Genomic DNA, 25,262 nt, shown 5'->3' with positions numbered 1-25,262 from the left:
ATATTCTTTTTTAATTTACTTTCTTTTTTAAAATTATAATTGCTTTTTCTTTCAGAAATTTTTTTTATATTTGCACTAGCTTTCATATCTATTCCTCCTTAATATCATATAAAGGAAAATTATACTTCCTATAACCCCCACTGTAAGACCTATTGGAATTTCATAAGGATATATTATAATTCTTGAGAATATATCACATACTAGTACAAATATCCCTCCAAATAATCCTGTGTGCCATATAGTATCCTTTAAATTGTCCCCCTTATAAATTGCAACTATATTAGGAACTATAAGTCCTATAAAAGGTATATTTCCAACCGTTATAACAATACTAACTGTTACTATCGATATAATAATTAATCCTAAATTAATTGTTTTATTATAATCTATACCTAAATTTGTGGCAAAATCTTCTCCCATTCCCGCAATAGTAAATTTGCTTGCATACATATAAGCAAGTATAATAAGCGGAATTGTTATATATAGCATTTCATAATTCCCTTTAAGTATCATAGAGAAATTACCTTGCATCCAAGCTGTAAGATCTTGCATAAGATTATATTTATACCCTATGAACGTTGTAACAGACCCTATAATATTTCCAAACATTATACCTACCAATGGAACAAACACTACATTTTTAAATTTTAATTTTTTTAACACTTTCATAAATATAAATGTTCCAACTAATGCAAATATAAAAGAAGTTACCATTTTCCCTACCATGCCCACACTAGGCATAATTAGCATTGCAAAAACCAGTCCAAGTTGTGCAGAATCTATTGTACCTCCTGTTGTTGGGGATACAAATTTATTCATACTTATTTGTTGCATTATAAGCCCGCATATACTCATTCCTATTCCTGCAACTAATATACTTATTAATCTTGGTAATCTACTTATGAATAATATATCCATTTTTTCTTGATTTAAACTAAGTATGTCTACTGCTCTTATATCCTTAACTCCTACAAATAAGGATATTAACGACAGTAATATTAATATTATTGATAAATATCGCTTTTTCATTTTTATCCAACTTTCGAAAACTATTGTTAATTGATAATCAATTTCATTTATTATTCTACTGATAATCATTCTCTTTGTCAAGCTTTTATTTATTATACCTTCTCATCTTTAATTATTTTTAAAATATTCTTTATATCTTTTTTCTAAAAAAGCGTGAAAAAAGCACCATAAAAATTAATTTTATGGTGTTATATGTAGTTTAATTAGTCCCATCATGGATCCAAATATACCATCATATTGACTTGCTATTTTTTAAAAAGCTCACTTATACATCAAACCACCCTTTACGTTTAAACCATAAAAACATAGTTATTGAAATACTAGCCATAATTAATAAAACTACAAAATAACCATACTTTGAGCTAAGTTCAGGCATATTTTGAAAATTCATACCGTAAACCCCTACTATAAATGTTAGAGGTATAAATATAGTTGTTATAACAGTTAGAACCATGGTATGTTTATTCATACGAATTGAATTTATAGATAAATAATTATCACGCATATCAGATGTTATTTCCCTATTAGAATCTACCATATCCGAAAGTTTAACTAAGTGATCATAAATATCAGAAAAATATAATTTGTGATCAGGAAATCCTTCCAGTCTATTAGAATTTAATATTCTATACACTAAATCACGCATAGAATTTATTGTTCTTCTTAACTTTAATAAATCGCTTCTTATACTAAAAATTTCATTCATTAAATCATGAATTGGCTTTCTTTTAACATTACTTTCGATTTCATCTAATCTCTCTTCAATTTTATAAATAGTAGGAAAAAAGTAATCAACTATATTGTCTAATATTTGATGTACAATATAAGAAGGTCCTTTTTCCCAACTTCTTTCATTTATTTTTGCTAATTCCCAAGCTTCATCTAATTCTTTTAATTGAGTAGTATGATAGGACACTATGTAATTATTTGCTACAAAAAGAGAAACTTCTATTGGGTTTAAATTATTTTTATTTAAAGTATTAAATATAAAAAAATTATAACTATCATAATAATCTAACTTAGGTGCATTTAATGAGTAAATACAATCTTCTATGGCCAGATGATGAAAATGAAAATGTTTCTCAAGCAATGATTTTTCTTCTTCACTAGGGTCATTAAAATCCATCCAATACCACAAAATATTTTCCTTTGCTAAATCCTCTAAAGGCAAATCATAAATTGGTTTTAAATCATTTGTAATAGCTATAATACGAATCAAATAAATTCACCCCTTCTTCTCACAGTCTATTTCTAATACAACCACCTTGTGTATATTCAAGGCTGCTCATACATAATTATTATGAACAGCCTTAATATTAATTACTAAAATGATTTTCTATTGTATAATTGCCTTGGCCTTCATAACTGTATACATTTAAATAGTATTTACCAGGCTTTAAATTCATTGTATTACATAATTTTTTTCCTTCTCTATGAGGATATGCTATATATTTATTAAAGTTCTTTTCAGAATGCAAAGTCCAAGCCACACCCAAGCCTTCACTATCCGGTGTTAACGATATATCTACAGTTCCTTCTTCTGAAACTTTAAAACTATACATATCTATGTTATCCTCTTGAGAAAAGCCGCCCTTAACTACACTATCATTAATATGAATAGTAGTTGCAGTATCAAAATCATTATTATTCTCCTTTTCCATTATAACATTATTATCAATTTCTTCAATTTTCCCTCCACCTATATTACCATCAATACTTAATGTATATTCTTCTTTAACTTGTGAAAATCCATAAACAACTATATAATATCTGCCCTTAGTAGCTTTATAAGTACCCTTATAATTATTTTCTTCCCTTTCATTTGCATATGCTATATAGTTCTCTGCATCGGAACTATCGTATAATACCCAAGTAATATTAGCCTCTCCTGCTTTTTGCACATTTATATCTAACTCTGAATCTGATAATACATCAAAATAGAAAGTATCGCTATCTCCATTTTCCATATTACCTTTAACTAAAGTATCATTTAATATAGGTCCATTAGCCTTTTCAATAGAATCATTAACTTCAACTTCATTTAAAGTTTTAGGTTTTATTACTGACATATTCTCAACTTTTATTTTAATTGATTTATTAGCTGAAAGCCCTTCATTATCCTTAACCTTTAAAGTTACTGTATAATCACCTATCTTTTCATATTTATGACTTGGATTAGCTTCATTACTAGTATTTCCATCACCAAAATCCCATAAATACTCAATAATCTTATTATTATTATCCATAGTTACATTACTAGTAAATTTAATTTCTTTATTCTTATATACCTTATCTGGTACACTTATATTTACCACAGGTTTTTCAGATGGTTCTTCTGTTACTCCCTCTTTTAATATTCCATTAAACACTAACTCCCAAGTAACATTACTATTTCTATCAACATTATAATTAACCATATAAGCTGTAACAGTCTTATATCCTGACCATGAATATCCATCTAGTGTATTTAATATTTCATTAAGATTCTTATTCATTTTATTATAATCATTTTCTTTGCCTTCTGATTTTCCTGCATCATAAGTACCTCTTAAAACAAAGCTATCAAAAAATTGCGATTTTTTATTTTCTGTTTTAACATTTGTAATTCTTGCAGAATTAGTTATATCATCATAAATTTCTTTAGAATTTTTAGTTTTATGTTTAATAGCGTAATCAGCTGATACTAAAGGTGTAGATAGCTTATCATAGTCTTTAATTAAACTATCCATATAGTTTTGATAAGATTCTTCTAAATTAGAGTTACTACTATAATTTTTTATTAATTCATCATATTTAGCTATATTATTAGCCTTAACAGCTTCAAAAATAGCATTTAGTTTCCCTAAATCTTTATTATACATATAGCTTTGTAATGCAAAGCTATAATGATAAAAATCAAAGCTTCCATATTTTGAATGCATTGTCTTATCTACAGTATATCTATCTGATTTTTCTGTACGAACTATATTACTTACTACTGACTTTCTAGGCATTATATTTTCGGTTCTAGTAGCCCCAGCAAAAAGTTCTGCACCACCTTCTTCAAGCCAAGTAAGTCTATTTCCTTCATAAATCCCGCCTGATCCCCACATACCAGGAACTAAATATCTACCTTGTAGATAATGAGTAAATTCATGTCTAAATAACTCTTCTAAAGTATATATGCTCTCATCAGAAGTCCTTTCATAAGTATAAAATGTTCCATCTCCTTCTATATACATACCACCATTTTCAACATCTAACCCATTTATTAATCTATTAAGCTTGTATTCTTTAGGGCTATTATATATTACTATAGTTAATACATCATCTTTATTTCCATTCTCTAAAGCTTTATCAGTACCTAAAACTCTAAAAAATTGTGCTTGAACCTCTTTAGATGCCCAATATACACTATTTATTTTTTCTTCAGTAACTTTATCTCCAGCCTTTATCACTACTTGTCCATCATCAAACTTATAAGTTTTAGACAAATATTTTTCTCTAGCTTCAGCTTTTACTTTATCATAATCAATTTTTTTTCCTGTATCATCAGTAGAATTATAATTATCTGCTATTGAAGATACAACTTGAAGATATTGTTCACTTAAATAAGGGTATATTTCCATACACCTAGTTAAAACCCTTACTCCTTCCTTTGGATTGCTGTGAACTGGACTAAGTTTAGCTATAGAATACAATCCATTATTTATTAGCCAGGCATTATCTTCTGTTAACTCCCCTTTCAAAGCTAAATAAGATATAAAATTTATAAAGCCATCTATTTTTCCGGACCAAGAAGATTTACTATAGTCATTACTATTTTCATACCCATATACAGTTATGCTATATTGTACCCCTGTAATTATATTATATATAGCTTTTCCTTTAAGTGGATCTTTTATAAATGCATCAAAATTTTCTTTATATTGGTTTAAAATTGGCACAAAATTATTAACAATATCTGCATTTGATGTTGTATTATTTATTAATACTCCTAATGTACTTAAAATATTATCCTGTGCGTCTGTACCAAACTTGAAATTTGGATTACTTTGAATTGCTAATATAGATGGAATACATTTTTCATGGCCTTCTTTACTTTTTAGCTCTGGTATTCCATTATTATAATATGCTAAATAGTATCCAGCTCTTATAACTTCTATTAAAGTAGGTATTCCCAAGTCATCCTCTGGGGTAAACTCTTTCCCTCTTCTACTTAAATCATTTAATAAATACTCCATACGATTTGTATCACTATAAAATTCTACAGCATCTTCATTGTACTCAAATAAATCAGTTATATTATTCCAAGGAATAACGGAAATTTTTTCAACCAATCCTTCATAAGATAAAGCGTTTAAATCCTTCATAGAATATACTTCATTTGACTTTTTATTAGCGACTATTACATTTATATCATCTGGTATCTTAGGCTTTACACTTCTAACCTCAGCTTCACTATTTGCATGTTTTACCTCCTCTATATTTTCCTTAACTTGTCCCCCAATTTGTTTATCTTCTTGTTCATAAGAGCTATTACTTTGTTTAGCTTCCAAATTTTTGTCTAAAGCAAACACCCTTTGAGTAGATAAAGTAGTACTAATTATTGTAACAGCTAAAAAGCTTGCTACTCCCCTTATTCTTTTATTCATTTTTCCTCCTAAATGTTAATATTTTTATATAATTATTCAATATCATCTATTATTTTACATCTATTTGCGAATTTTGTAAACAATATTTAATAAAAATATAGCCATATTAACATTTTGATTAAATTTTATTATTTTACTTTAAGTTTATATATTTATTTGAAAATTTTCTCAATTAAAGTTATAATTTAAAGTGAATATTTTATATTTAACTATAAAAGGGGTGAATTTATGATTAAGGTTGAGAATTTAACTAAGGAATTTAAAACAAACAAAAAATTTCCTGGATTTAAAGGAGCTATTAAATCTTTTTTTTCTAATGAATATACTAGTAAAGTTGCTGTGGACAATATAAGTTTTGAAATTAAAAAAGGAGAGATAGTTGGATATATCGGTGCTAATGGAGCTGGTAAATCTACAACAATAAAAATGATGACTGGTATTCTTACTCCCAGTTCTGGAACCGTTTCCGTTAATGGACTTATTCCTTATGAAAAAAGAGAAGATAACGCTAAAAATATAGGTGTAGTCTTTGGTCAAAAAACTCAGTTGTGGTGGGATCTACCTATTTCAGAAACATTTACATTACTTAAGGATATTTACAATGTGAGTGATGATGATTTTGAAAAAAGAATGGCTTTTCTAAATGAGGTTTTAGACTTGGAACCTTTTTACTTAAGTCCTGTTAGAACATTATCTTTAGGACAAAGAATGAGAGCTGATTTAGCAGCTGCATTAATCCATAATCCAAAAATTTTATATCTTGATGAACCAACCATAGGGCTTGATGTTGTAGTAAAAGAAAAGGTTAGAAAAGCTATTAAACTTATTAATGATGAGTTTAATACAACAATTATATTAACAACTCACGATTTAATTGATATAGAGGAGTTATGTAGCAGAATTATTATTATTGACAATGGACAGAAAATTTATGACGGTAAAATTAATGATATAAAAACTCTTTATGGCTATTTAACAACTATAGAAATTCAGTTTAAAGAAGATATAAAATTAGAGGATTTAAATCTTACTAATGAAATTGAACTACATGATGATGAATTTAAGATAGAAGTCATTGAAAATAAGTTTATGATAACCTTTAATAAAAATAAAACAACGGTAGCTGAAATTATGTCCAAGGTTATGAAACAATTTACTGTTTTAGATTTTTCAATTAAGGATACAAGTATTGAGGATATTATTAAAAAGATGTACCGAAGAGGGGTGTAGGTTATGAAATGCTTTAAAAATTTAAAACCCTATTTACCATTTGCCACTAATACATTCCAAAGACTTATATCTTATAAAGCAAATGTACTTATATTTATATTTGGTGAATCACTAATGCTTGCAGTAACCTATTATTTATGGAAAGCAATATATGGCAGCACTGAAGGTGCTTCTATACATGGTTTTAGCTTTAATGAAATGATAATATATGTATTTATTTCATTTTTGACAAGCTTAATAATAGCTGTTGATATTTCTTATGATATTGCAAGAGAAGTTAAGGATGGTTCTATTGCCATTAATTTAATTAGACCAATTAGCTATGAAAAAAGAATGTTTTTCCAAAGCCTAGGAACTGTATTTTACTATTTCATCTTTATATTTATAGGTACATTCGCAGTTACAACAGCTATGTTTTATAATTTTTTTGGGTATGTAAATATAGCAAATATTTTATTATATTTATTTAGTATAACGCTTGGAATACTTCTTAATTTTTATTTTAGTTATATTTTCGGATTATTATCTTTTAAAATAACTAATATGTGGGGTTTAACTCAAATAACACAAGCTATAGTTCAACTTTTATCTGGAATTATGATACCAATTGCTTTTTTCCCAGTATGGGCACAACCTATATTTAAATTTTTACCTTTTAGCTCTATGGTTTACACCCCTACTATGATATACCTTGGAAAATTAAATAATACTGAAATATTAAAGGCACTACTAATTCAAGTTATATGGATAGTAATATTGATGACAATAGCAAAAATTATGTGGAAAAAGTTAATTAAAACTTTAACCATTTTAGGAGGTTAAATATATGAAGAGATATATGAAATTATATTTAAAATTTCTACAACAATATATTAAAACCTTAATTGAATATAGAGCAGATTTTATTTTAGGATTAGTAGGTTTTGTGTTAGTACAATTTGTTGGGGTAATTTTTATTCAATTAATATTTAATTCTATTCCAAGTCTTCAAGGATGGAGTTTCTACGAAATATTATTTATATATGGATTTGCACAAATTCCTAGAGGAATAGACCATGTTTTTACAGACTATTTGTGGATATTTAGTTGGAAAACAATAGTTCAAGGGGAATTTGATAAATATTTAGTTAGACCGCTTAATCCGTTGTTTCAAGTTATTTCAGAAAAATTTCAGCCAGATGGCTTTGGTGAAATAATTATAGGCACTACCCTTCTTATAGTATCTTGGATTAAACTTGGAATTGAAGTAAGTATAAGTAAATTACTTATACTAATAATTGTAATTTTATTTGCAACACTAATATATACAGCTATAAAGCTTGCAGTTACATCCTTAGCTTTTTGGGTTAAGTTTGCACAAAGCTACATGTTTATGGCTTATCAATTAAGTAGTTTTGTTAAATATCCTATTACTATATATCCTACTGCTATAAGATTTATAATAACCTTTTTAATTCCATTTGCATTCACAGGATATTATCCTGCAGCATATTTCTTAGGAAGAGAAGGCTTTATAAAAGGAATATTGTTAACTTGTATTATTGCAATAGTATCTTTTATAATCGCTTATAGAATATGGGTTATAGGTATTAGTAAATATGAAAGTACCGGTAGTTAATTGCTATTTCCTCAGCAATTCTATATTTAGACATTAAGAAAGGGTATCTATTAATGATTTTACCATCACTAATAGATACCCTACTCATATCTTTAATTTTAAAATACATAAGTCATATTTTGCGGTTCATAAAATGATAATCCATGCTTTTTTGCTAATACTTGAACTAGCTCATAAAAAATTTCTGCATTATCTGAATCACATCCTATTACTACAAAACCTTTACCTTTACTTGCATTAATCTTTTGATTTTTTAATATTAGCTCATCATAAAACTCATCAATTCTATCTATATCTTCTACTAGAGGCGACTCCCCTTCACATATCTTTTCATATAAAAATTGTGCTCCCATTTCATTACTAACTTTATCACTATTCCAAACTGCACAATACCAATCCATATTATTCATCCTTTCTTAATTACTAATTTCTTTTTTGTTGATAGAAATATGTAATACTAACTATAATAACATTAATCCCCGTCATACACCCAATTGGAATAATTACATATAATACAGCCTCTATTTTGGTTATATACCAACTAAAGCAACCTATAAAAAAAGAATATATAATAAATACTGGCTAATTGTAAATGCTGATGAAGAGGCTTTTAGTTCTATTAAATACTTTCTTTCATCATCTTCTTGTTCATCTTTTTTTGTATCTTTAAGGTTAATGCTTCTAGAAATGTCACTTATCCCGATTAAAAGGAGAAATAGCGTTATAAAAAATCCTTTTAAATCAAAGCTTTTTGGCTTTAAAAATAAAATCACTATACTCATAAGAACTAAACTAAGAGATAAAACACCACTCCAAAACTTCTTTTTATTATAAATTTTTATATCTTTTATCATATTGTTCATCCCTCTCTCTTAAATTTTCTTTAAGGCAATATAGTTCTTCTATTGTTGTGTTAAAAACACATGCTATTTTATAAGCCAATAAAATTGATGGATTATACTGACCTTTCTCCAGTGATATTATTGTTCTAGAGGAAACAGAAACTAAATCAGATAATTGTTCTTGCGTCATCTTTAAATCTGTACGTAACTCTTTGACTCTATTTTTCAATAGAATTCCTCCATTCATATTAATATATATATGAAGTTACCTTCACATGAAGCTTGCTTCATATTATATTAACCTATAAAAATATTTATGTCAATAATATACATTATTAAAAACATCTCAAAATTTATAACATAACTTCTTTGTTATTCTTATAAAAGTGCCTTAATCAAAAAAAGTACTTATCACTAAGTACTTTTACACATGCAATTTATTTTCATTCTAAATAACTCAAACTTAATTAAATGATTTATAAAACTCTCCATTTTTATTTATCATACCCTTTATTTCATCAAAATTAATTTTAAAGGTAATGAAACCAGCTGAGTATGGTCCTATTTCATAAGGTGGATAATAAATATATAAATTATCCTTATCTACATAAAAATCTTGTTTTTCTGTTATTCCTTTAAATGCATCTTTAAATACATACTCATATTGTGGATCTGTTTCTATCATATTATTAATTATTTTATTTAACTCTCCTGTATAGTAAACTCCACCCATAAATAAATCTCCTAATGAATAGAATTTACCTGTAACTAAATTTATACAAGGCGTTTTTTTACTCGGCATCCCATGGGCTGCTCCTATTGGATAATAATATCCCGAAAGATTTAGAACTAATAAATCCTTTTTATAAAATTCTATTGTAAAATTTCCATAATAACTATAATCTAAAACATCATCTTTAGTTATAACACTATTCTTATTTTTTCCCTCTTCTGCATAAGGTGTAAAGTATGACATATCCCATAGTTTTTTATTTATTTCAATATTGATTTTTTTATTATATACTCCAATAATTACAGGATAATAAATTAAATAATTAATATTTGGTTTATACTTTTCCTTTATAACAGAGTATTTATCAGATAATATAATTTTTTTATTGGGTTTATAAATAACACTTCCATCTTTATTTAAATAGTATGGCTCATAATCTATATCCGAGTAAACTATACCATCTTTTATTTCTAAAGTTCCACTGCCCTTTACTTTAGGGAGGTCTTTAATTGGTTTACCTGATTTATCTATAAAAAAAGTGTATTCTTCATTTGATCCATAAGATAATCCATTATTGTAGTTCCCAACTACTAAGAATTTAAAATCAGTAAATATATCCCCTCTATTGTTCCCTATTGCATAAATACTTGTAAGATTAATTTCACCTTCACCTATGGGCATCCCTAAAGAGACTCGGTCCTCACCTAATAAGTTTATATTGCTATAAATTGGCGAATAAATATATTTACCTTTATTATTTATAACTCCATTTGGACCATTATAACCTTCATCAATACTTACTATAGCCATTCCATCTTTAAAACCAGTTGCTGTAAAATAAGTAGGTTCTATAACTATTTCACCAGCTACATTAATATACCCATATTTTTCACCAAATCCATTTGAGAAAAACATTAAGCCTTCACCATAGCCACCTACATATTGATAGTTATATTTATTAATTAATTTTCCAGTTAAATCTATTAATGCAAATTCACCATCTTTTATTTTTACTACTGCATAGCCACCATTAAAATCATTAGCTTGTTTATATTTTGTAGGTATTACTTCTACGCCATCCTTATTAAGGTAACCATACTTATAATCATCACTTCCATCACTTTCACCAACTAACGCCATGCCATTACTATAATCATTAATAAAGTTATAATTTTTTTTAGTAATGCTATTCCCTAACTTATCCATTACCCCCATTTTATCATTTAAAGTATACACAGCTAAGCCTTCCTTAAATGGTGATATACTACTATAAATAAAATTTACTTTTAAATTACCCTCTGTATCAATTAATCCATATTTATCATCCTTGCTAACTATAGCTCTATTGGAATCATTAAAATCATATGCTACTGTAAATTTTGGAGTTATTTTGAAAATGCTTTTTCTATTTATATACCCATAATTTGCTCCATCCTTTGTATTTACTAATGCTGGATATAAAGAATACTTTGTTTTTAAACTCATATATTACCTCTCTATTTATTACTTATAATAAATAGTATAGTTTTATATATATAATGTTTCTCTTTTCCCCTTAGAAATTTTCATATAACTTGCTATCAAAATGTATAAAATTTAATCATTACAGTTAAAATACTATTGAAGCAAAATTAAGGAGATGATAAAAATGGACATTAAAGATAAGGACACAGTTAGCAATCAGGCTAAACAAATGTTAATTCAAGGCGAATCTTGGGATACAATTATGAATGCAACAGGTTTAAGATTAAAAGATTTAAAAAGAATCCAAAAAGATGAAATAAGCAGTCATTTCTAATATTGAAATAGCAGATAAAATCTTCTCTACTAGTCCAAAATTTGTAATATTTATTAGTGTATATAACCATACAAAGAAACAGGGGCAAAATGCCACTGTTTCTTTGTTTTTTTTAATTCATATCTATCTTAAAGATTTGAAAAATATAATGTATGCCTTATTAATATTATTTTTTCAATTGTTCACTATATATCATTTTTGATATTTTAGCTATTTTTTCATTAGCTTCATCTATTCCTTCAGAGTAAGCTACAATAATATAAGGTTTATCAGTAAATATAATTGCAATATCATTAATTGATTCTTCATAATTCCCTATTTTATGAGCTACTATCTCATAAGGGAGATATTTATCTAACCTATCATGAAATTCTGTTTCTTTCATAATATTTAAAAGGTGTGTGTAATATGTATTTTCTCTATTTTTATATAAATTTTCAAGTAATTTAAATTGAATTTCTGGTGTAGTTTTATTACTATCTGTATCACAACTTAATTCAGCCATCTCATTTATTCTTTTTCTAGTCTCTTTGTCTCCACCTAATGTTCTCTTTAACATTTTAGATGCAATATTATCCGACTCAATAATTGACAGATCTAATAATTTTTGCAATAAAACTGGTTTTGTTAATGTTGTGTCTATTTCATTCTTAAGTATTCCTGTTCCATCTTCAAAATCTTTATCATCATCATATATAATCCCTTGATTTATTTCTAATACACCATTTATAATATCTTCATATACAAGCATGTTTAATCCTACCTTATATGTACTTGCAGCTATAAAGACTTTATTTTCATTAATCACTATCTTTTCCTTTGTAGTTAAATCATAATAAATAAATCCAAAATCTTTTATACCTCCCTCTAAATATAGTGCTATTCTTTGCTCTATGGAAATATTAGTTTCTAAAGCTTCCTCCTTACCACTTAAACTTAATAATTGATGATTCTTAAGTTTATCCTCAGCCATACCTATTTCTTTTTCTAAATTACCTGTTTTTACATTTGCAAAAGTTTTATAACAAATTAAATTAAATGTTAACAACAATAATGTAATACTAACCGTTACTCCCCTTACCTTTCTAAAAGCACTTTTTATCATAAATTTATCCATAATAAAAAACAACCTCCAATCTTATAATTGAAGGTTGTACAATAATATTGAATTTTATACTCATTGTAATCTTTTACACTTCTGACTAGATTCTTTCTTTGAAATAAAATTCATCCAACAAGATCCATTAAAGTATTATTTCATTGGTTTCCATACGCCATCATTAGTACCTGGTGTAATACCGACAACCCACCAACCTTGTGATTTATATTCTTTTCCATTGTATATTACTATATCACCAAAAGTATATGGGTGCACTGAATCATAATTATCTACACTTGGTTTTGGATTTTCATTTGGATCTTTAACCGTAACTACTAATTCGCTAGATGTAACAGCTTGTCCTTTTTCATCTGTTAGCACTACTGTGTACTTATAACTTCCAATCTGCTTATTTATTATTTTATTTGTTATTACTTGAGCTTCTGTTAAAGAAGGCTTCAATGTTCCTGATGCAATTGCAGTTATTCCTTCTATAACTTTATAGCTTGTTGCTGTATTTCTTGAAGGAATATTTACTGTTAATTCATAATCTCCATTAACCACATCACTTGAGCTTATTGATGCTTTCTTTAGTGCATCATTTAATTTAGGTAATGCATCAAAATATGGTCTATAATTATTTATAAACTCTGAATTATATTTAACATCCCAGTTAATTGACCATGTCATCATACCCCTTAACTCTGGATAACCATTTCCCTCCATTTTATATTGTCCACCAAAGCTTTGACCTTTTATTAAATAATCTAATGCCTTTTTCATCTCAGCTGGAGCTGTATATCCACTTCCTGCTGACGGTGTTGACGATGGTACTCCAATTACAATTTGATTTTGTCTAAGTGGAGGAAACATATTATTTTTATTCCCACCTATTGGGAACCCTTTTAATAACATATCTATCATTGATACATGAAAATCTGCTGTACCTTCTTTATAAGTATTTCCATCTAAACATAAATTTCCACCACTATTGTAATGTTGAACTTGAAGATAATCTAATTGATCACGAACTCCATGAATTAATGGTAAATATGCTCCCCAATTGTTTGCATATGCTATTATGCCACCTTGAACATATGATAATTCTGGAGCCATACTTATTATAAAGTTACTTCCATACTTTTTATCAAGTTCTTTAATACTTTTAATGAAGTTAACAATTTGTGGAGTAGTTGGATTTCTAAAATCAGTATCTCCGGATTGAAGAATCATACCACTTCCACCTTCTAAGTCAATGTCAATCCCATCAAATCCATATTTTTCAATTAAACCTACAACAGATGTCATAAATTTTTGTCTATCTGATTCTGTAGAAATTTTTATAGCGCCTTCAGCTCCCCCTAAAGATAAAACAACTTTTTTCCCCTTAAGTTGAAGATTTTTAATGTCCTTAATGAACTCAACTTCATCATAAACTGGATGAAGTTCAACTACTGCCTTATCCCCAAATGTTTCTCCAAATGAAACATTTATAACATCCCAGCTATTTGAAACCTCACTTAATTTAATAATACCAGCACCATTTATGAAATTGTGCCAATATCCAACTAATAATCTATCCCCTAAATTAGTGGCTGCCTTTGTTTTTATACTTGGTACAAATAATATGGATAACATTGCTACTATCACTAGTGATAAAATTTTATTAAATTTCTTACTCATTATATCCCTCCTTACAATCTTCTATTTTAAACCTTGACTTAACAATACTTCAATTCTTAAATCCATTGTACATAATTGTATGCATAGGATGTCCTGCCTTAATATTATCTCCGCTTGCATCCCAAACTATTAATCCACCATAGTTGTTTTTATTAACATAGCTTACTCTCTCTGTTAATGATTGTTCATCTTCATAAGTTATAAATTGCTTTTTAGATTTATTGTAAAGATAAGGTGTTCTAGCTATTGGATCTCTAAATTTTTGCCATTCTGATGATTTCTCCATAGCAGGTATATCATACCAAGAGTATTGACCACCCTCACCAAGATTACCTTTAAAACTTGATTTGGCTGGTTGGAATAATCCATCACCATTTGGGCCCGGTTCAACCCCACCCCATCCTCTTGAATATAATGGTGTTCCTGCTAAAAGTTTATCTGCTGGAACCTTATATTCATCTTTAAAAATTTTCATTGCGTCATCCATATTAAACTTAGGTCTTATCTTATCTGCTGGATTTTGATATAAACCTGCCAAATTACCTGTGACATTATCCCAACTACCTGCAAAATCATAAGTCATTACACCAATATAATCTACATATTTGGCATACTTATCTGGTTCAGTCATTTTTATTTTTGCTTCTCCTGCTGAAACTGCTACAGTTAAAAGCTTTTCAGACATTCCATTTGCATTAAATGTTTCTCTAATATCTTTTAATAAAAGCGTGAAATTTTCCTTATCCTCTGGTCCACCAACGCATCCCCTATCATATTGATCCTCTGAAGCTCTAGTAATCCCTGGATATTCCCAATCTATATCCATACCATCAATAAAAGGATACTTTTTCATAAAGTTAACCATACTCATTGCAAGGGTTTTCCTATGCGCCGGACTCTTAGCTAATTCGTGGAATTTATCACTTCTTGTCCATCCTCCAACTGATATTAATAACTTAACATCTGGATATTTTTCCTTATAGTATTTGTATTCCCCAAAATGCCCATATACGGTCCCAGCTGGCACTCCTGTTATAGGATATTTATCCCAATCTTGCTTCGGACCATGTCCAAATCCCTCATTTTCATAATCTGCATATGAATCTGTAGTTTGAATTTTGTAATCATTTGTAATTTCAAAAAAACCATGATTAACATGTGTTACTTTATCCCAAGCTATATTCGATACAGTAATGTTTTGTTGTGCCGCCTGATAAGTTCCCCAACTTGGAAAATATGTCACTATCCTTTTTTTACTTGTTGCTTTTGCTTCTAGTTTCGTATTAGTCATTGTTTCTGCTTTTACCGATATACCATTTGGCACAATTAAACTTGCACAAAAAAGTACTGGTATGATAGATTTTAAAATTTTATTCATCTTCTTACCTCCCTTAAATTTTTTACATATTTTTTAACAATAAAAATATGTATACTTAAAGCTTATACCATCACCATAAAAAGTCAATACATGTAAACAATGTAAATAATTTTATAATACCTCAATTTTTCTTTTTGTTAAAATTTTACTTTTCATCTCTTTATCATAAATAATATTTTTCCTTATTGACTCATTTAAGGTAAATGATTACAATTATATTATAAAAGAAAAGGAGGTATAATAATGAACAATTCTAAGTTAACCGCTATTAGTTTATCAACCGTAATTCTATTAGGTTATACTCAACCGGTACAAGCCCTAAATACTACTTCGGAAGCAACTATTTCATCTGGATCTATAGCAGAAAATTTAAATGACAAGGAAAAAATTACTGTCTCAAAGGATACTACAGCTCCTGCACAGTTCCAAATTACTAAAAATAATTGGGATGGAGCACCAAACTACATTATTTCCATGCAATTGTGGTATGGGACCAATGGCGATGTATGGAAATTATATGAAAATGGCGCACTACTATCTGAAATCCCCCTAGTTAACAATTCGCCAAATGCTCAGAGTGCACAATATACATTTACTGATAAGCCTAATGACACTTACGTTTATACAGCAGAGCTTGTAAATTCAGTAGGCGTTACAAAAGGCAAAACCTCTGTAACTCACGAAGTTACTAAAAATGAAAAACCTATTAATATCGAATTGCCTACTTCAGCTTCTGGTGAACCTGCTGTAGGATATAAAATTCTACAAGAAACTGATTCCACATTTGAATGGGCAGTTTTTATTGCAAATCCAAATAAAGGTTATATTTGGGAAGGTAAAGAATTTTCTGCTTGGGGATTAAATTTTGATACTGACCATGAAATAACTTCTGTCTCAAACTGTTCTTCTTTCAAACAAGAAGGTAAAAAGGTGACTATTGACTTAAAACAAGACGAAAGATTATTTCCTTATTCAACTACAAGAGTATTTAAAGTTAAAGGAAATAAGAAAAATATAACTAATCCTACTAACTTTAAGCCTAATATATTTAGAGGAAATCTAACCTATCCTAAATATCAAGGATTACCTACTAGCTGGGAAAAGACTAAATCTAACTTAAATGAAAATGATCTTATTGCAAACAAGGCAGATTACTATAAAACTACTGTTGAAGGTAAAACAGGCAACATGTTAATGTATTCAAAACCTGCACATGCAACTCAAATTCAACTTGGTTTACCTAATAAAATGCCAGTACCTGTTAATGGTGTAAAAGGGTTAAAGATTTGGATGCCTTCTGAGTATTTAGCTATGGGTATTGGAACTGGAACTGAGTTCTTTGGATTAAACCCTAATTTTATGATTGGTTTATCTATAAAAGAAAACTTCACTTGTGGATTAGCTCCTATTGAGTCAGGATACAATGAAAATATAACTACTATCGATGGTAAAAACTGGTCTTGGCCTATTCAAAAGAAACATACAGATGGCCCTTTCCAACAAGAAAAGGGTAACTTTAACGAAATAAAAAAACAATATCCAGATTACTTAGCTGATACTGCTGAACATGAAAAATATGTTACATTAAAAACTGGTGATCCAGATGATCCATCTTATGTACATTCTGCTATGTCTTCATATATGAGTTTAACTATGACAAGAGAACTTTTATATGCAATTCCAAATAACAAATTTGATGAATTTTTAGCTGGCTCTAAAGATCCATGGGCAGAATTTGTTCTTGTAGATAATGCTTATAACAGAGGTGTCTACGGATTATTACAAAGAAACTTATTCACAACTCATAGAAATCAAGCTATGAACACCACGGATTTAAATAAAGAATTTGATTTAGGTGGGTTCGCAAGTCACATTGAAACTATTAAAAGTGTAATAACTGAAATGGACAATGAGACAAATACAGTTTATGATGCGAAAATTACTTGGCCTATGATGGAAAACTACTTGAATGAGTTAAGGCTTTATTATGGCAACGGAACTCCTTCAGATTCTGAATGGATTGCCATGAAGACTGATGTTAAAAGATCATTTGATATTTTATCAAAACATTGGGGAAGTGATACTATTTCTTATAGATATGATTTCTTAACTTTATTAAGAGTTGCTGAAGAATATTTACCTAAAAACAAGCAACCTGCACCTTCAAGTTCATCTTGGATTGAGCAAATAAACTCAGCAAATAATCAGGCTGCTACTTCACCTAAATAAAGAATAGTGAATGTGCCCTTAAAGGTAGAGTCTTAAAAAAGAGACTCCACCTTTTTTATATAATATACTTTATTTCACTATCTGGAAAAACCTCTTTTATACTATGTTCAAAAAATTCTTTTATTTCCAAAATATTTTCTTTTGTGTACACAAATTTTCCATAACCAAATTGTCCATACTTGTATGTTCTTTCACTATCATTCATAGGCAATGTATTATTTGGAAACACTTGTGTTATTACATTTTTTGCTCTTGTTGTATAACGATGAGATATTACCTCAAAAGTTATTGGATAAGCTAAGTTTTTAGGTAATCTTTTATTTAAATCAATGAGCAACTTCATATAATCCTGTTTCCATCCATCATAAATAAATATAGGTGCAATTATGTACCCAAGAGGATACCCAGCTTCAGCAACTTTTACACTTGCATCGATTCTATTATTAATGGAAGCAGTTCTTTTTTCACAATCACTAATAACTTTATCAGTATTTAGTGTAAATCTAATTTCTGTTTTACCATTATGTTTAATATTTAATAGTCCATCAATATCATTATATTTTGTAACAAATCTAAACTTACCATATTCACTATTAGCAAAGAATTCAATGGTTTTTTTTAACAATTCAGTATATGGTTCTACCGGTACAGGATCTGATGTGGCAGCACCTTCAAATATTGTAATTTTAGGTATTCTTTCATTTATATATTTTTGAGCTTGGCTTAGAATATCCTCTACGTTTGCATTTACCTTAATGTAAGGTTTATCTCCTAAGTTTGTGTTTAGGTAGCAATATTGGCAATTTCCAACACACCCACTAATTAAAGGTAATTGATAATGCGCTGACGGCTTACAGGATTGAAATTTAAAACCCTTTTTAATTCCTACAACTAGAGTATTCTTACCTTCTCTATAATACTCATATATCTCTTCTCCGGGGATATGTTGTTTCACTCTATTAGATGTTAAATTAATAATTTCAACATTCTCATTATCCTTAAACTTGTTATATATATTTTTGCCTACATCATATTTCAAAGTTTCTTTTTCAAATAATATCCTTTGAGGCACAAACATAATATCACTCTCCTTTAAGCATCTTCAAAAACAACCTATCATACTTACTTGTTATTTTTTCAGATTCCTTATATTATATTTTGCCTTTTATCTAAAATATAATACTATCTAACTTAAGAAAATACCCTTATTAAATTATGATTATACTATATTTTAAAGGACCCAACATCATTTATAAGACATTTTTTAAGATGCCTTATAGATGATGTTGGGTCTCTTTTTCATATTTCTAATATTTAATTCCGCTCCAATAAACATTTTCTTTTAAAATAGCAATATCTGAAAGCTTAACACCCTCTAATGCCCATTTCTTAAACTCCATAAATCCAGTTCTGTCAACAATATATCCTATATGTTCTTTTCCACCTGGAGCTCCTCTATCAATATATTGTTCTACATATTTATAAGTGTTTAAAATAATTTTTATAATACTTTCTTCATCTGCCCATATTATAAAATCTTCACCAAGTCTTGGGTTTTTCTTACCTGTTCTACCCATTATTGCTAATCTATAATATTTTTCCTTACTTCTTGTCCATGCACCTGTTGGACAATTAATTACACATTCTCCACAACCAATACATTTGCTATGATCTCTTATAACTGCATAATTCTCTGCATGTAATGCTTCTGTAGATTTTCTCTTACACATCTTTATACAAGCTCCACAAGATACACATTTATCTACATCATATTGTGGATGTGTCATTCCTATAATACCAAAATCATGCATTCTTGCTTTTATGCAATCATTTGGACAACCTGTTAATGCAACCTTAAAATGTAAATCATTTGGGAAAATAGCTTTTTCTATTTTCTTAGCAAAATTCGTTGTATTGTAATTTGCAAACTGACAAACATTATTTCCTATACAAGCTGATACATTTCTAGTTCCAGCTGACGTGTATCCCTTGCCAGGTATTTCTTGATTTACTTCAAGTCCAGCTATTATCGGCTGAAGAAGTTCATTTACTTTTTCTATATCTTTCATATCTATTCCTATAATTTCAAAGCCTTGTCTTGTAGTTATATGAACAGTTCCATCACCATATTTAGTCGCTATTTCTTGAATAAGACCTAGGTATTCTGCCTTTATAAGACCACCAGGAACTCTCACTCTAGAAGCTGTTATCCCTCTATTTTTTGAAACTCTAAAAGCATTCTTTTTAAGCTTTTTGATATTTATATCCATTTGAAATTCCTCCTAATCTATTAATGACTTACCTATTGAATAATTAAATACTGGTCCATCTAAACATATATAAGTATCATCTATTCTACAATGTCCACATTTTCCTAAACCACAACACATTTTTCTTTCTTGTGATATCCAAATGTTTTCTTCTTTTATTCCAAGTTTAAGGAATTCTAAAACTGTAAATTTCATCATCATTGGAGGTCCAACTACAACTACTTGCACTGTGTCTATATCCTTAATTTCAAGTTCTGGAACATATTTGGTTACAAGACCTACTTTGCCAGTGTATCCTTCTTCTGCTCCATCTACTGATACTATTAAATTTATATTTTTTTCCCAGCATTTCATATCTTCTTTAAAAAGTATGTCTACTGGTGACTTAAATCCTGCAATTAATGTACATGTAGTAGCATCACTTTGGTTTGCTGAGAAATAATCAACTATCCCCTTTACTGGTGATAATCCTGTTCCCCCAGCAACTACTATAACTTCTTTATTTTTATAATTTTCTATATCAAAACCATTTCCGTATGGTCCTCTTAAAAATAGCTTATCACCTACATAGTTATTAAAGATTTCGTCAGTTACAACCCCAACTTTTCTTATTGTTAAATCTACGTAATCCACACCTATTCCACTTACCGATATTGGTGCTTCACCATACTTTGGTATTGAAACTTCAAAGAACTGTCCAGGTTTAACTTCACCTTTAAATGCCATTCTGAAAGTGTATTCTATTTCCGTATGTTTTATAACTTCTAAAATTTTTGATATAAAAGGTATATATTCATTCTTCATTTATTTCACCTCTTCCATAGCATCTTCTAATTTATTTATACAATTTGAGAAAGATATATATTCAGGACAGATATCATCACATCTACCACATCCAACACACATGTTATATCCCCATCTCTTTTTGTAATCATAAACTTTGTGAAGCACTTTATATCTCATTCTTTGACCTTTATCGTTTCTAAAACTATGACCACCAGCCATTACTGTATATCCATCAACTTGGCATGAAGACCAAACTCTTCTTCTTTCTCCAGCCTTTTTATTATCTTTATAGAAAATATCTTGCATATTAAAGCATGTACATGTTGGACACACAAAGTTACATCTTCCACAAGCTATACATCGTTCTGAATACTCAGCCCACATTTTAGAATTCATAACCTTAAGCTCTAAGTTTTCTGGAATATTAACCTTAACTTCATTTTCTTCTACAAAGTCAGGCGTAACTTCCACTTCTTCTTTAGTTAATGATGCAAATACTTCTAATAATGAACTGTCTTTGATATCTACAAAAGCATAATTTCCAGAAACTTTAAGATATGCATCATGCTCGTCTGTTTTATTTGTTCCCATATTTACACAAAAACAAGAATCAAAACTTTCTTCACATCCAATTAAAACAAATTTAGCTTTTTCTCTTAACTTTTTATAATATATATCTTCAAATCCATTTCTTAAATACATATCATCAATTCTCTTTAATGCATTCATATCGCAACTTCTTAAAAATATTAAGGCAGCCTTTTCTTCAACTTCTGCTTCTTTAATTTGATCTTCAGTAAAGAAAAATAAAGTTTGTCTTATTGGAAGTAATACTTCTTTATATGAGAATTGAGATTTTTTATTAAACTCTATTTCTTGTACTGTCTCAATTTCTCCATATCTAACTATATCTGTATCTGAAAAAGTCCCTTCTCCACTTAAAACCTTAGGAGCGAATATTCTATATTCCTTTGAAAGTTCTTTTAATGCAATATTTAAGTTTTCTAAGTTAAGTTTATATCCCATTTAAAACACCTCTTACTTTATTTTATTTTTTCTTGAAATTAAGTAGTAAGGAATCGCCATAAACACTATTCCACCAACCATATTACCTAATGTAACAAATAACATATTGTACATGTAACCAATAACACTAACTTGTGCTGCATTTGGTGCAAATAAACCAATAGCCATTAATGTCATGTTTGCTACGCTATGTTCAAATCCCGCTGTAATGAATATGAATAAACACCAGAATATCATTATTAATTTTGCCGTATCTTCTTTACATTTAAATGTACACCATACAGCTAAACAAACTAACATATTACATAGTATTCCTCTAAAGAATAATTCTGAAGCTGGTACGTTCATTTTTACCTGTGTTGTATTTGCTATAAACTCTCCAATTGCTCCTTTTGCAAGCCCTGCAGAAAAAAACATATATGCAACAAGTATTGAACCTGCTAAATTCCCTATAAAGCTTACTACCCAAACTTTACATGTATCCATCCATGATACTGTTTTATTTAACAAACCCACTGTCATTATAAAATTATTTCCTGTAAATAATTCCGAACCTGCAAATACTACTAAGCTTAAAGCTCCCCCAAATGATAATCCCATAACAATTTTAGTAGCTGGTGAACCTGCTGAATTTAATAATCCACCAATACTGAAAATCAACATAATAGCAAGACCCACAAAAGCTCCTGCCATCATAGAACTAATAAAATATCCAATTCTATTATTTTTTAACAATCCAACTTTTGCTTTTGCTGCACCTGCAACCTTTTCAAATTCTTCACTAAACATAAGTAAATCCTCCTGTTTATTGTTATTTCATTAACAACCTTTATACACTTATTATATCGAGGATATAACTAAAAGACCGTGATAATTATCACAGTCTTTTGGTTTTTAAATACTATTTTTAAAATTTATCTTTCATTTATCTTCTTTTTTCTAGTAGTTTCCTTAAAAAATTTTGAAAGTTTATCTTTGTTAATCACTACAATCTGTTTAGATCTCCAAATTATCAAACCTTCATTTTGCAATATTTTTAAAGCTCTTGATATTGTTTCTCTAGGTGTTCCAAACATATCCGCTAAATAAGTTACGCTTATATTTAAGTCTATTAATGTTCCCTCTTTATTTTCTACTCCATAATCTTTAGATAATTTCCAAAGTTTAGCTGCAACTCTTTTTTCTACTTTTATTGGAGTTGTATTTTTCATTTGCCTATACATTCGCCTAACCTTTAGTGCTAAAGAATTCATTACTACTGTAGTTAGCTCAAAATCAGTCTTCATAACCTCTATAAATTTTCCTCTTTCAAAACATAATATTTCTGCATCTTCAAATATTTCACAGTTAATAGATGCCGGTAAAGTATCTAATATAACTGCATTTATTATATCTCCCTTACCTAATATGAATATAATCTTTTTCTGAGCTGACTCATTTAATTTGTACAAGGCTACTTTTCCACTTGCTACTATATATATAGTATTAACGTTATCCTTATCTCTAAATAAATGCATTCCCTTTTTAATCTTTTTATTTTCCCCAAAATCTTCTAACTCTTTTTTAGATTTCTCTAATATATTATTAAATATTTCCAAGCTGTCCAATTCTCTATTTTTCATAATATCTCCTAGCATAAGGCATCTTTAATTTTTATTATATACTATTGGATAACTTTTCACATAACTATTTTATTCAGATATAGTTCTTAGATATCTGAAATAAAATAACAAGTCAAAGATGCCCCTAAAATTTCACACCTTGACTTGTTATTATTTTATATATTCATTAGTCTAACTACATTCTCTACTGCAAGCTCTAAGTTTTCTTTTCCATCTTTTAGAGCATTATCTAAATTTGATACACCTTGCATTATGCTAAATATCGAAGTTATTCCTATTGCATAAAGATTATCTACGCCCTCTCCAACTTTACCTGCAAATGCAATTGTTTTTACACCTTGCTGCTTTGCCACCTTCGCCACGCCCATTGGTGTTTTTCCATAAATAGTTTGGTTATCAATAGCACCTTCTCCTGTAAATACAAAATCTGCGCCCTTAATTTTTTCTTTAAGTTCTGTATGATTTATTATAAGATCTATTCCTCTTTTAAGCTCTGCATTTAAGAATGATAATAATGCTGCTCCAAGGCCACCTGCAGCCCCTGAACCTTCAATATAGGCTACATCTTTTCCTAGTGTTTCTTTTATAATTCTTGAAAAATGAAGAAGGTTATTATCTAGTTCTTTAACCATTTCTTCTGTTGCACCCTTTTGAGGTCCAAACACTGCTGATGCTCCTGTTTCTCCAACTAATGGATTTGTTACATCACATGCAACTTCTATAACTGTATCTTTAAGTCTTAAATCTAATTCACTTATATCTATGCTATCTAAGTTTCCTAAAGCTCCACCACCAAATGATATTTCCTCTCCCTTTCTATCTAAGAGCTTACCGCCTAAAGCTTGTATCATTCCTGCACCACCATCATTTGTAGCACTTCCACCAATTCCTACAACTATATGTTTAACACCTAAATCTAAGGCTGCTTTAATAAGTTGTCCTGTTCCAAAAGTTGTTGTTATAAGTGGATTTCTTTCTTCTCTCTTAACAAGTTGTATTCCACTTGCACTTGCCATTTCTATAACTGCAGTCTTTTTATTTCCTAATATTCCAAATACAGCTTCTACTTTATTTCCTAAAGGAGCTATAACATTTACCTTATGAAAAGTTCCATTTGTCGCTCCTATTAAAGCCTCAACTGTTCCTTCTCCACCATCTGCCATTGGTACCTTTATACATTCTGCCTCTGGTATTATCTTTTTTATTCCTCTTTCCATTGCATCGCAAGCCTCTTTTGAAGACATACTTTCCTTGAAAGAATCTGGTGCTAATATAAATTTCATAT

The 25,262-nt window shown here is 28.9% G+C and carries 22 protein-coding genes; 5 read left to right on the top strand and 17 right to left on the bottom strand.

What is annotated here, in order from left to right; all coding sequences use genetic code 11:
- Nucleotides 1–75 precede the first annotated feature (75 nt).
- The 3 genes from BLS77_RS14855 to BLS77_RS14845 all read right to left on the bottom strand — a co-directional run bounded on the left by BLS77_RS14855 (nt 76) and on the right by BLS77_RS14845 (nt 5,663).
- Nucleotides 76–1,029 carry an ABC transporter permease gene (locus tag BLS77_RS14855; protein ID WP_089971673.1) on the bottom strand — a complete coding sequence of 318 codons (954 nt, stop codon included), beginning with the start codon at nt 1,027–1,029 and terminating at the stop codon, nt 76–78.
- Nucleotides 1,030–1,294: 265 nt separating this feature from the next.
- A complete protein-coding gene (gene corA, locus BLS77_RS14850; RefSeq protein ID WP_089971627.1) occupies nt 1,295–2,248 on the bottom strand; it encodes a magnesium/cobalt transporter CorA in 954 nt (317 codons plus the stop codon).
- Nucleotides 2,249–2,345: 97 nt separating this feature from the next.
- Nucleotides 2,346–5,663 (bottom strand): collagenase, encoded by a 3,318-nt coding sequence (locus BLS77_RS14845; RefSeq protein ID WP_089971623.1) that lies wholly within the window; start codon nt 5,661–5,663, stop codon nt 2,346–2,348.
- 228 nt (nt 5,664–5,891) lie between these two features.
- Here BLS77_RS14845 and BLS77_RS14840 point away from each other — a divergent pair, with 228 nt between their 5' ends.
- The 3 genes from BLS77_RS14840 to BLS77_RS14830 are packed head-to-tail and all read left to right on the top strand — an operon-like array spanning nt 5,892 to nt 8,511.
- Nucleotides 5,892–6,893, top strand: coding sequence for an ABC transporter ATP-binding protein (locus BLS77_RS14840; RefSeq protein ID WP_089971620.1), 1,002 nt, complete (start codon nt 5,892–5,894; stop codon nt 6,891–6,893).
- A gap of 3 nt (nt 6,894–6,896) precedes the next feature.
- A complete protein-coding gene (locus BLS77_RS14835; protein ID WP_089971617.1) occupies nt 6,897–7,715 on the top strand; it encodes an ABC transporter permease in 819 nt (272 codons plus the stop codon).
- Between the two features lie 4 nt (nt 7,716–7,719).
- Nucleotides 7,720–8,511: an ABC transporter permease gene (locus tag BLS77_RS14830; RefSeq protein ID WP_089971614.1), complete on the top strand. Its 792-nt coding sequence runs from the start codon at nt 7,720–7,722 to the stop codon at nt 8,509–8,511.
- A 98-nt stretch (nt 8,512–8,609) separates the two neighbouring features.
- Here BLS77_RS14830 and BLS77_RS14825 read toward each other — a convergent pair whose 3' ends face one another.
- The 4 genes from BLS77_RS14825 to BLS77_RS14810 form a co-directional block, all read right to left on the bottom strand.
- Nucleotides 8,610–8,912, bottom strand: a complete 303-nt coding sequence (locus BLS77_RS14825; protein ID WP_089971611.1) for a hypothetical protein — start codon at nt 8,910–8,912, stop codon at nt 8,610–8,612.
- Nucleotides 8,913–9,062: 150 nt separating this feature from the next.
- Complete coding sequence (locus BLS77_RS14820; RefSeq protein ID WP_089971608.1) at nt 9,063–9,365, bottom strand: hypothetical protein; 303 nt, start codon at nt 9,363–9,365, stop codon at nt 9,063–9,065.
- The gene (locus BLS77_RS14815; protein ID WP_089971604.1) at nt 9,340–9,582 is read right to left on the bottom strand and encodes a helix-turn-helix transcriptional regulator; all 243 of its coding nucleotides are present in this window, start codon (nt 9,580–9,582) and stop codon (nt 9,340–9,342) included. The genes BLS77_RS14820 and BLS77_RS14815 overlap by 26 nt, the downstream gene beginning before the upstream one ends.
- Before the next feature lie 234 nt (nt 9,583–9,816).
- Nucleotides 9,817–11,571: a WG repeat-containing protein gene (locus tag BLS77_RS14810; RefSeq protein WP_089971601.1), complete on the bottom strand. Its 1,755-nt coding sequence runs from the start codon at nt 11,569–11,571 to the stop codon at nt 9,817–9,819.
- 163 nt (nt 11,572–11,734) lie between these two features.
- On the opposite strand from BLS77_RS14810, the gene BLS77_RS19980 reads away from it, so the two are divergent.
- On the top strand, nt 11,735–11,884 hold the full coding sequence (locus tag BLS77_RS19980) for a hypothetical protein (protein ID WP_167865404.1): 150 nt from the start codon (nt 11,735–11,737) through the stop codon (nt 11,882–11,884).
- Nucleotides 11,885–12,050: 166 nt separating this feature from the next.
- On the opposite strand, the gene BLS77_RS14805 is transcribed toward BLS77_RS19980, so the two are convergent.
- The 3 genes from BLS77_RS14805 to BLS77_RS14795 all read right to left on the bottom strand — a co-directional run bounded on the left by BLS77_RS14805 (nt 12,051) and on the right by BLS77_RS14795 (nt 16,044).
- Nucleotides 12,051–13,001 carry a serine hydrolase gene (locus tag BLS77_RS14805; RefSeq protein WP_089971598.1) on the bottom strand — a complete coding sequence of 317 codons (951 nt, stop codon included), beginning with the start codon at nt 12,999–13,001 and terminating at the stop codon, nt 12,051–12,053.
- Nucleotides 13,002–13,136: 135 nt separating this feature from the next.
- Nucleotides 13,137–14,666 carry a glycosyl hydrolase family 18 protein gene (locus BLS77_RS14800; protein WP_175490872.1) on the bottom strand — a complete coding sequence of 510 codons (1,530 nt, stop codon included), beginning with the start codon at nt 14,664–14,666 and terminating at the stop codon, nt 13,137–13,139.
- Nucleotides 14,667–14,715: 49 nt separating this feature from the next.
- Nucleotides 14,716–16,044, bottom strand: a complete 1,329-nt coding sequence (locus BLS77_RS14795; RefSeq protein ID WP_089971595.1) for a glycoside hydrolase family 18 protein — start codon at nt 16,042–16,044, stop codon at nt 14,716–14,718.
- A 243-nt stretch (nt 16,045–16,287) separates the two neighbouring features.
- On the opposite strand from BLS77_RS14795, the gene BLS77_RS14790 reads away from it, so the two are divergent.
- Complete coding sequence (locus BLS77_RS14790; protein WP_089971592.1) at nt 16,288–18,273, top strand: early set domain-containing protein; 1,986 nt, start codon at nt 16,288–16,290, stop codon at nt 18,271–18,273.
- 55 nt (nt 18,274–18,328) lie between these two features.
- On the opposite strand, the gene splB is transcribed toward BLS77_RS14790, so the two are convergent.
- The 7 genes from splB to BLS77_RS14755 all read right to left on the bottom strand — a co-directional run bounded on the left by splB (nt 18,329) and on the right by BLS77_RS14755 (nt 25,260).
- Entirely contained in the window at nt 18,329–19,351 is a 1,023-nt protein-coding gene (gene splB, locus BLS77_RS14785; RefSeq protein WP_089971589.1) for a spore photoproduct lyase, read from the bottom strand.
- Between the two features lie 229 nt (nt 19,352–19,580).
- Entirely contained in the window at nt 19,581–20,543 is a 963-nt protein-coding gene (gene asrC, locus BLS77_RS14780; RefSeq protein WP_089971586.1) for a sulfite reductase subunit C, read from the bottom strand.
- Between the two features lie 12 nt (nt 20,544–20,555).
- Nucleotides 20,556–21,347, bottom strand: a complete 792-nt coding sequence (gene asrB, locus BLS77_RS14775; RefSeq protein WP_089971583.1) for an anaerobic sulfite reductase subunit AsrB — start codon at nt 21,345–21,347, stop codon at nt 20,556–20,558.
- Nucleotides 21,348–22,355 carry an anaerobic sulfite reductase subunit AsrA gene (gene asrA / locus BLS77_RS14770; RefSeq protein ID WP_089971580.1) on the bottom strand — a complete coding sequence of 336 codons (1,008 nt, stop codon included), beginning with the start codon at nt 22,353–22,355 and terminating at the stop codon, nt 21,348–21,350.
- A 12-nt stretch (nt 22,356–22,367) separates the two neighbouring features.
- The gene (locus tag BLS77_RS14765) at nt 22,368–23,144 is read right to left on the bottom strand and encodes a formate/nitrite transporter family protein (protein WP_089971577.1); all 777 of its coding nucleotides are present in this window, start codon (nt 23,142–23,144) and stop codon (nt 22,368–22,370) included.
- 125 nt (nt 23,145–23,269) lie between these two features.
- Nucleotides 23,270–23,977 carry a Crp/Fnr family transcriptional regulator gene (locus tag BLS77_RS14760; protein WP_089971576.1) on the bottom strand — a complete coding sequence of 236 codons (708 nt, stop codon included), beginning with the start codon at nt 23,975–23,977 and terminating at the stop codon, nt 23,270–23,272.
- Between the two features lie 155 nt (nt 23,978–24,132).
- Nucleotides 24,133–25,260, bottom strand: coding sequence for a glycerate kinase family protein (locus tag BLS77_RS14755; protein WP_089971574.1), 1,128 nt, complete (start codon nt 25,258–25,260; stop codon nt 24,133–24,135).
- Nucleotides 25,261–25,262 lie beyond the last annotated feature (2 nt).

Origin of the sequence: Clostridium gasigenes (assembly GCF_900104115.1) — a bacterium.
Taxonomy (GTDB): Bacteria; Bacillota; Clostridia; order Clostridiales; family Clostridiaceae; genus Clostridium; species Clostridium gasigenes.
The sequence above is the reverse complement of the archived record's forward strand: the minus strand, read 5'-3'. Positions and strand labels throughout refer to the sequence as shown.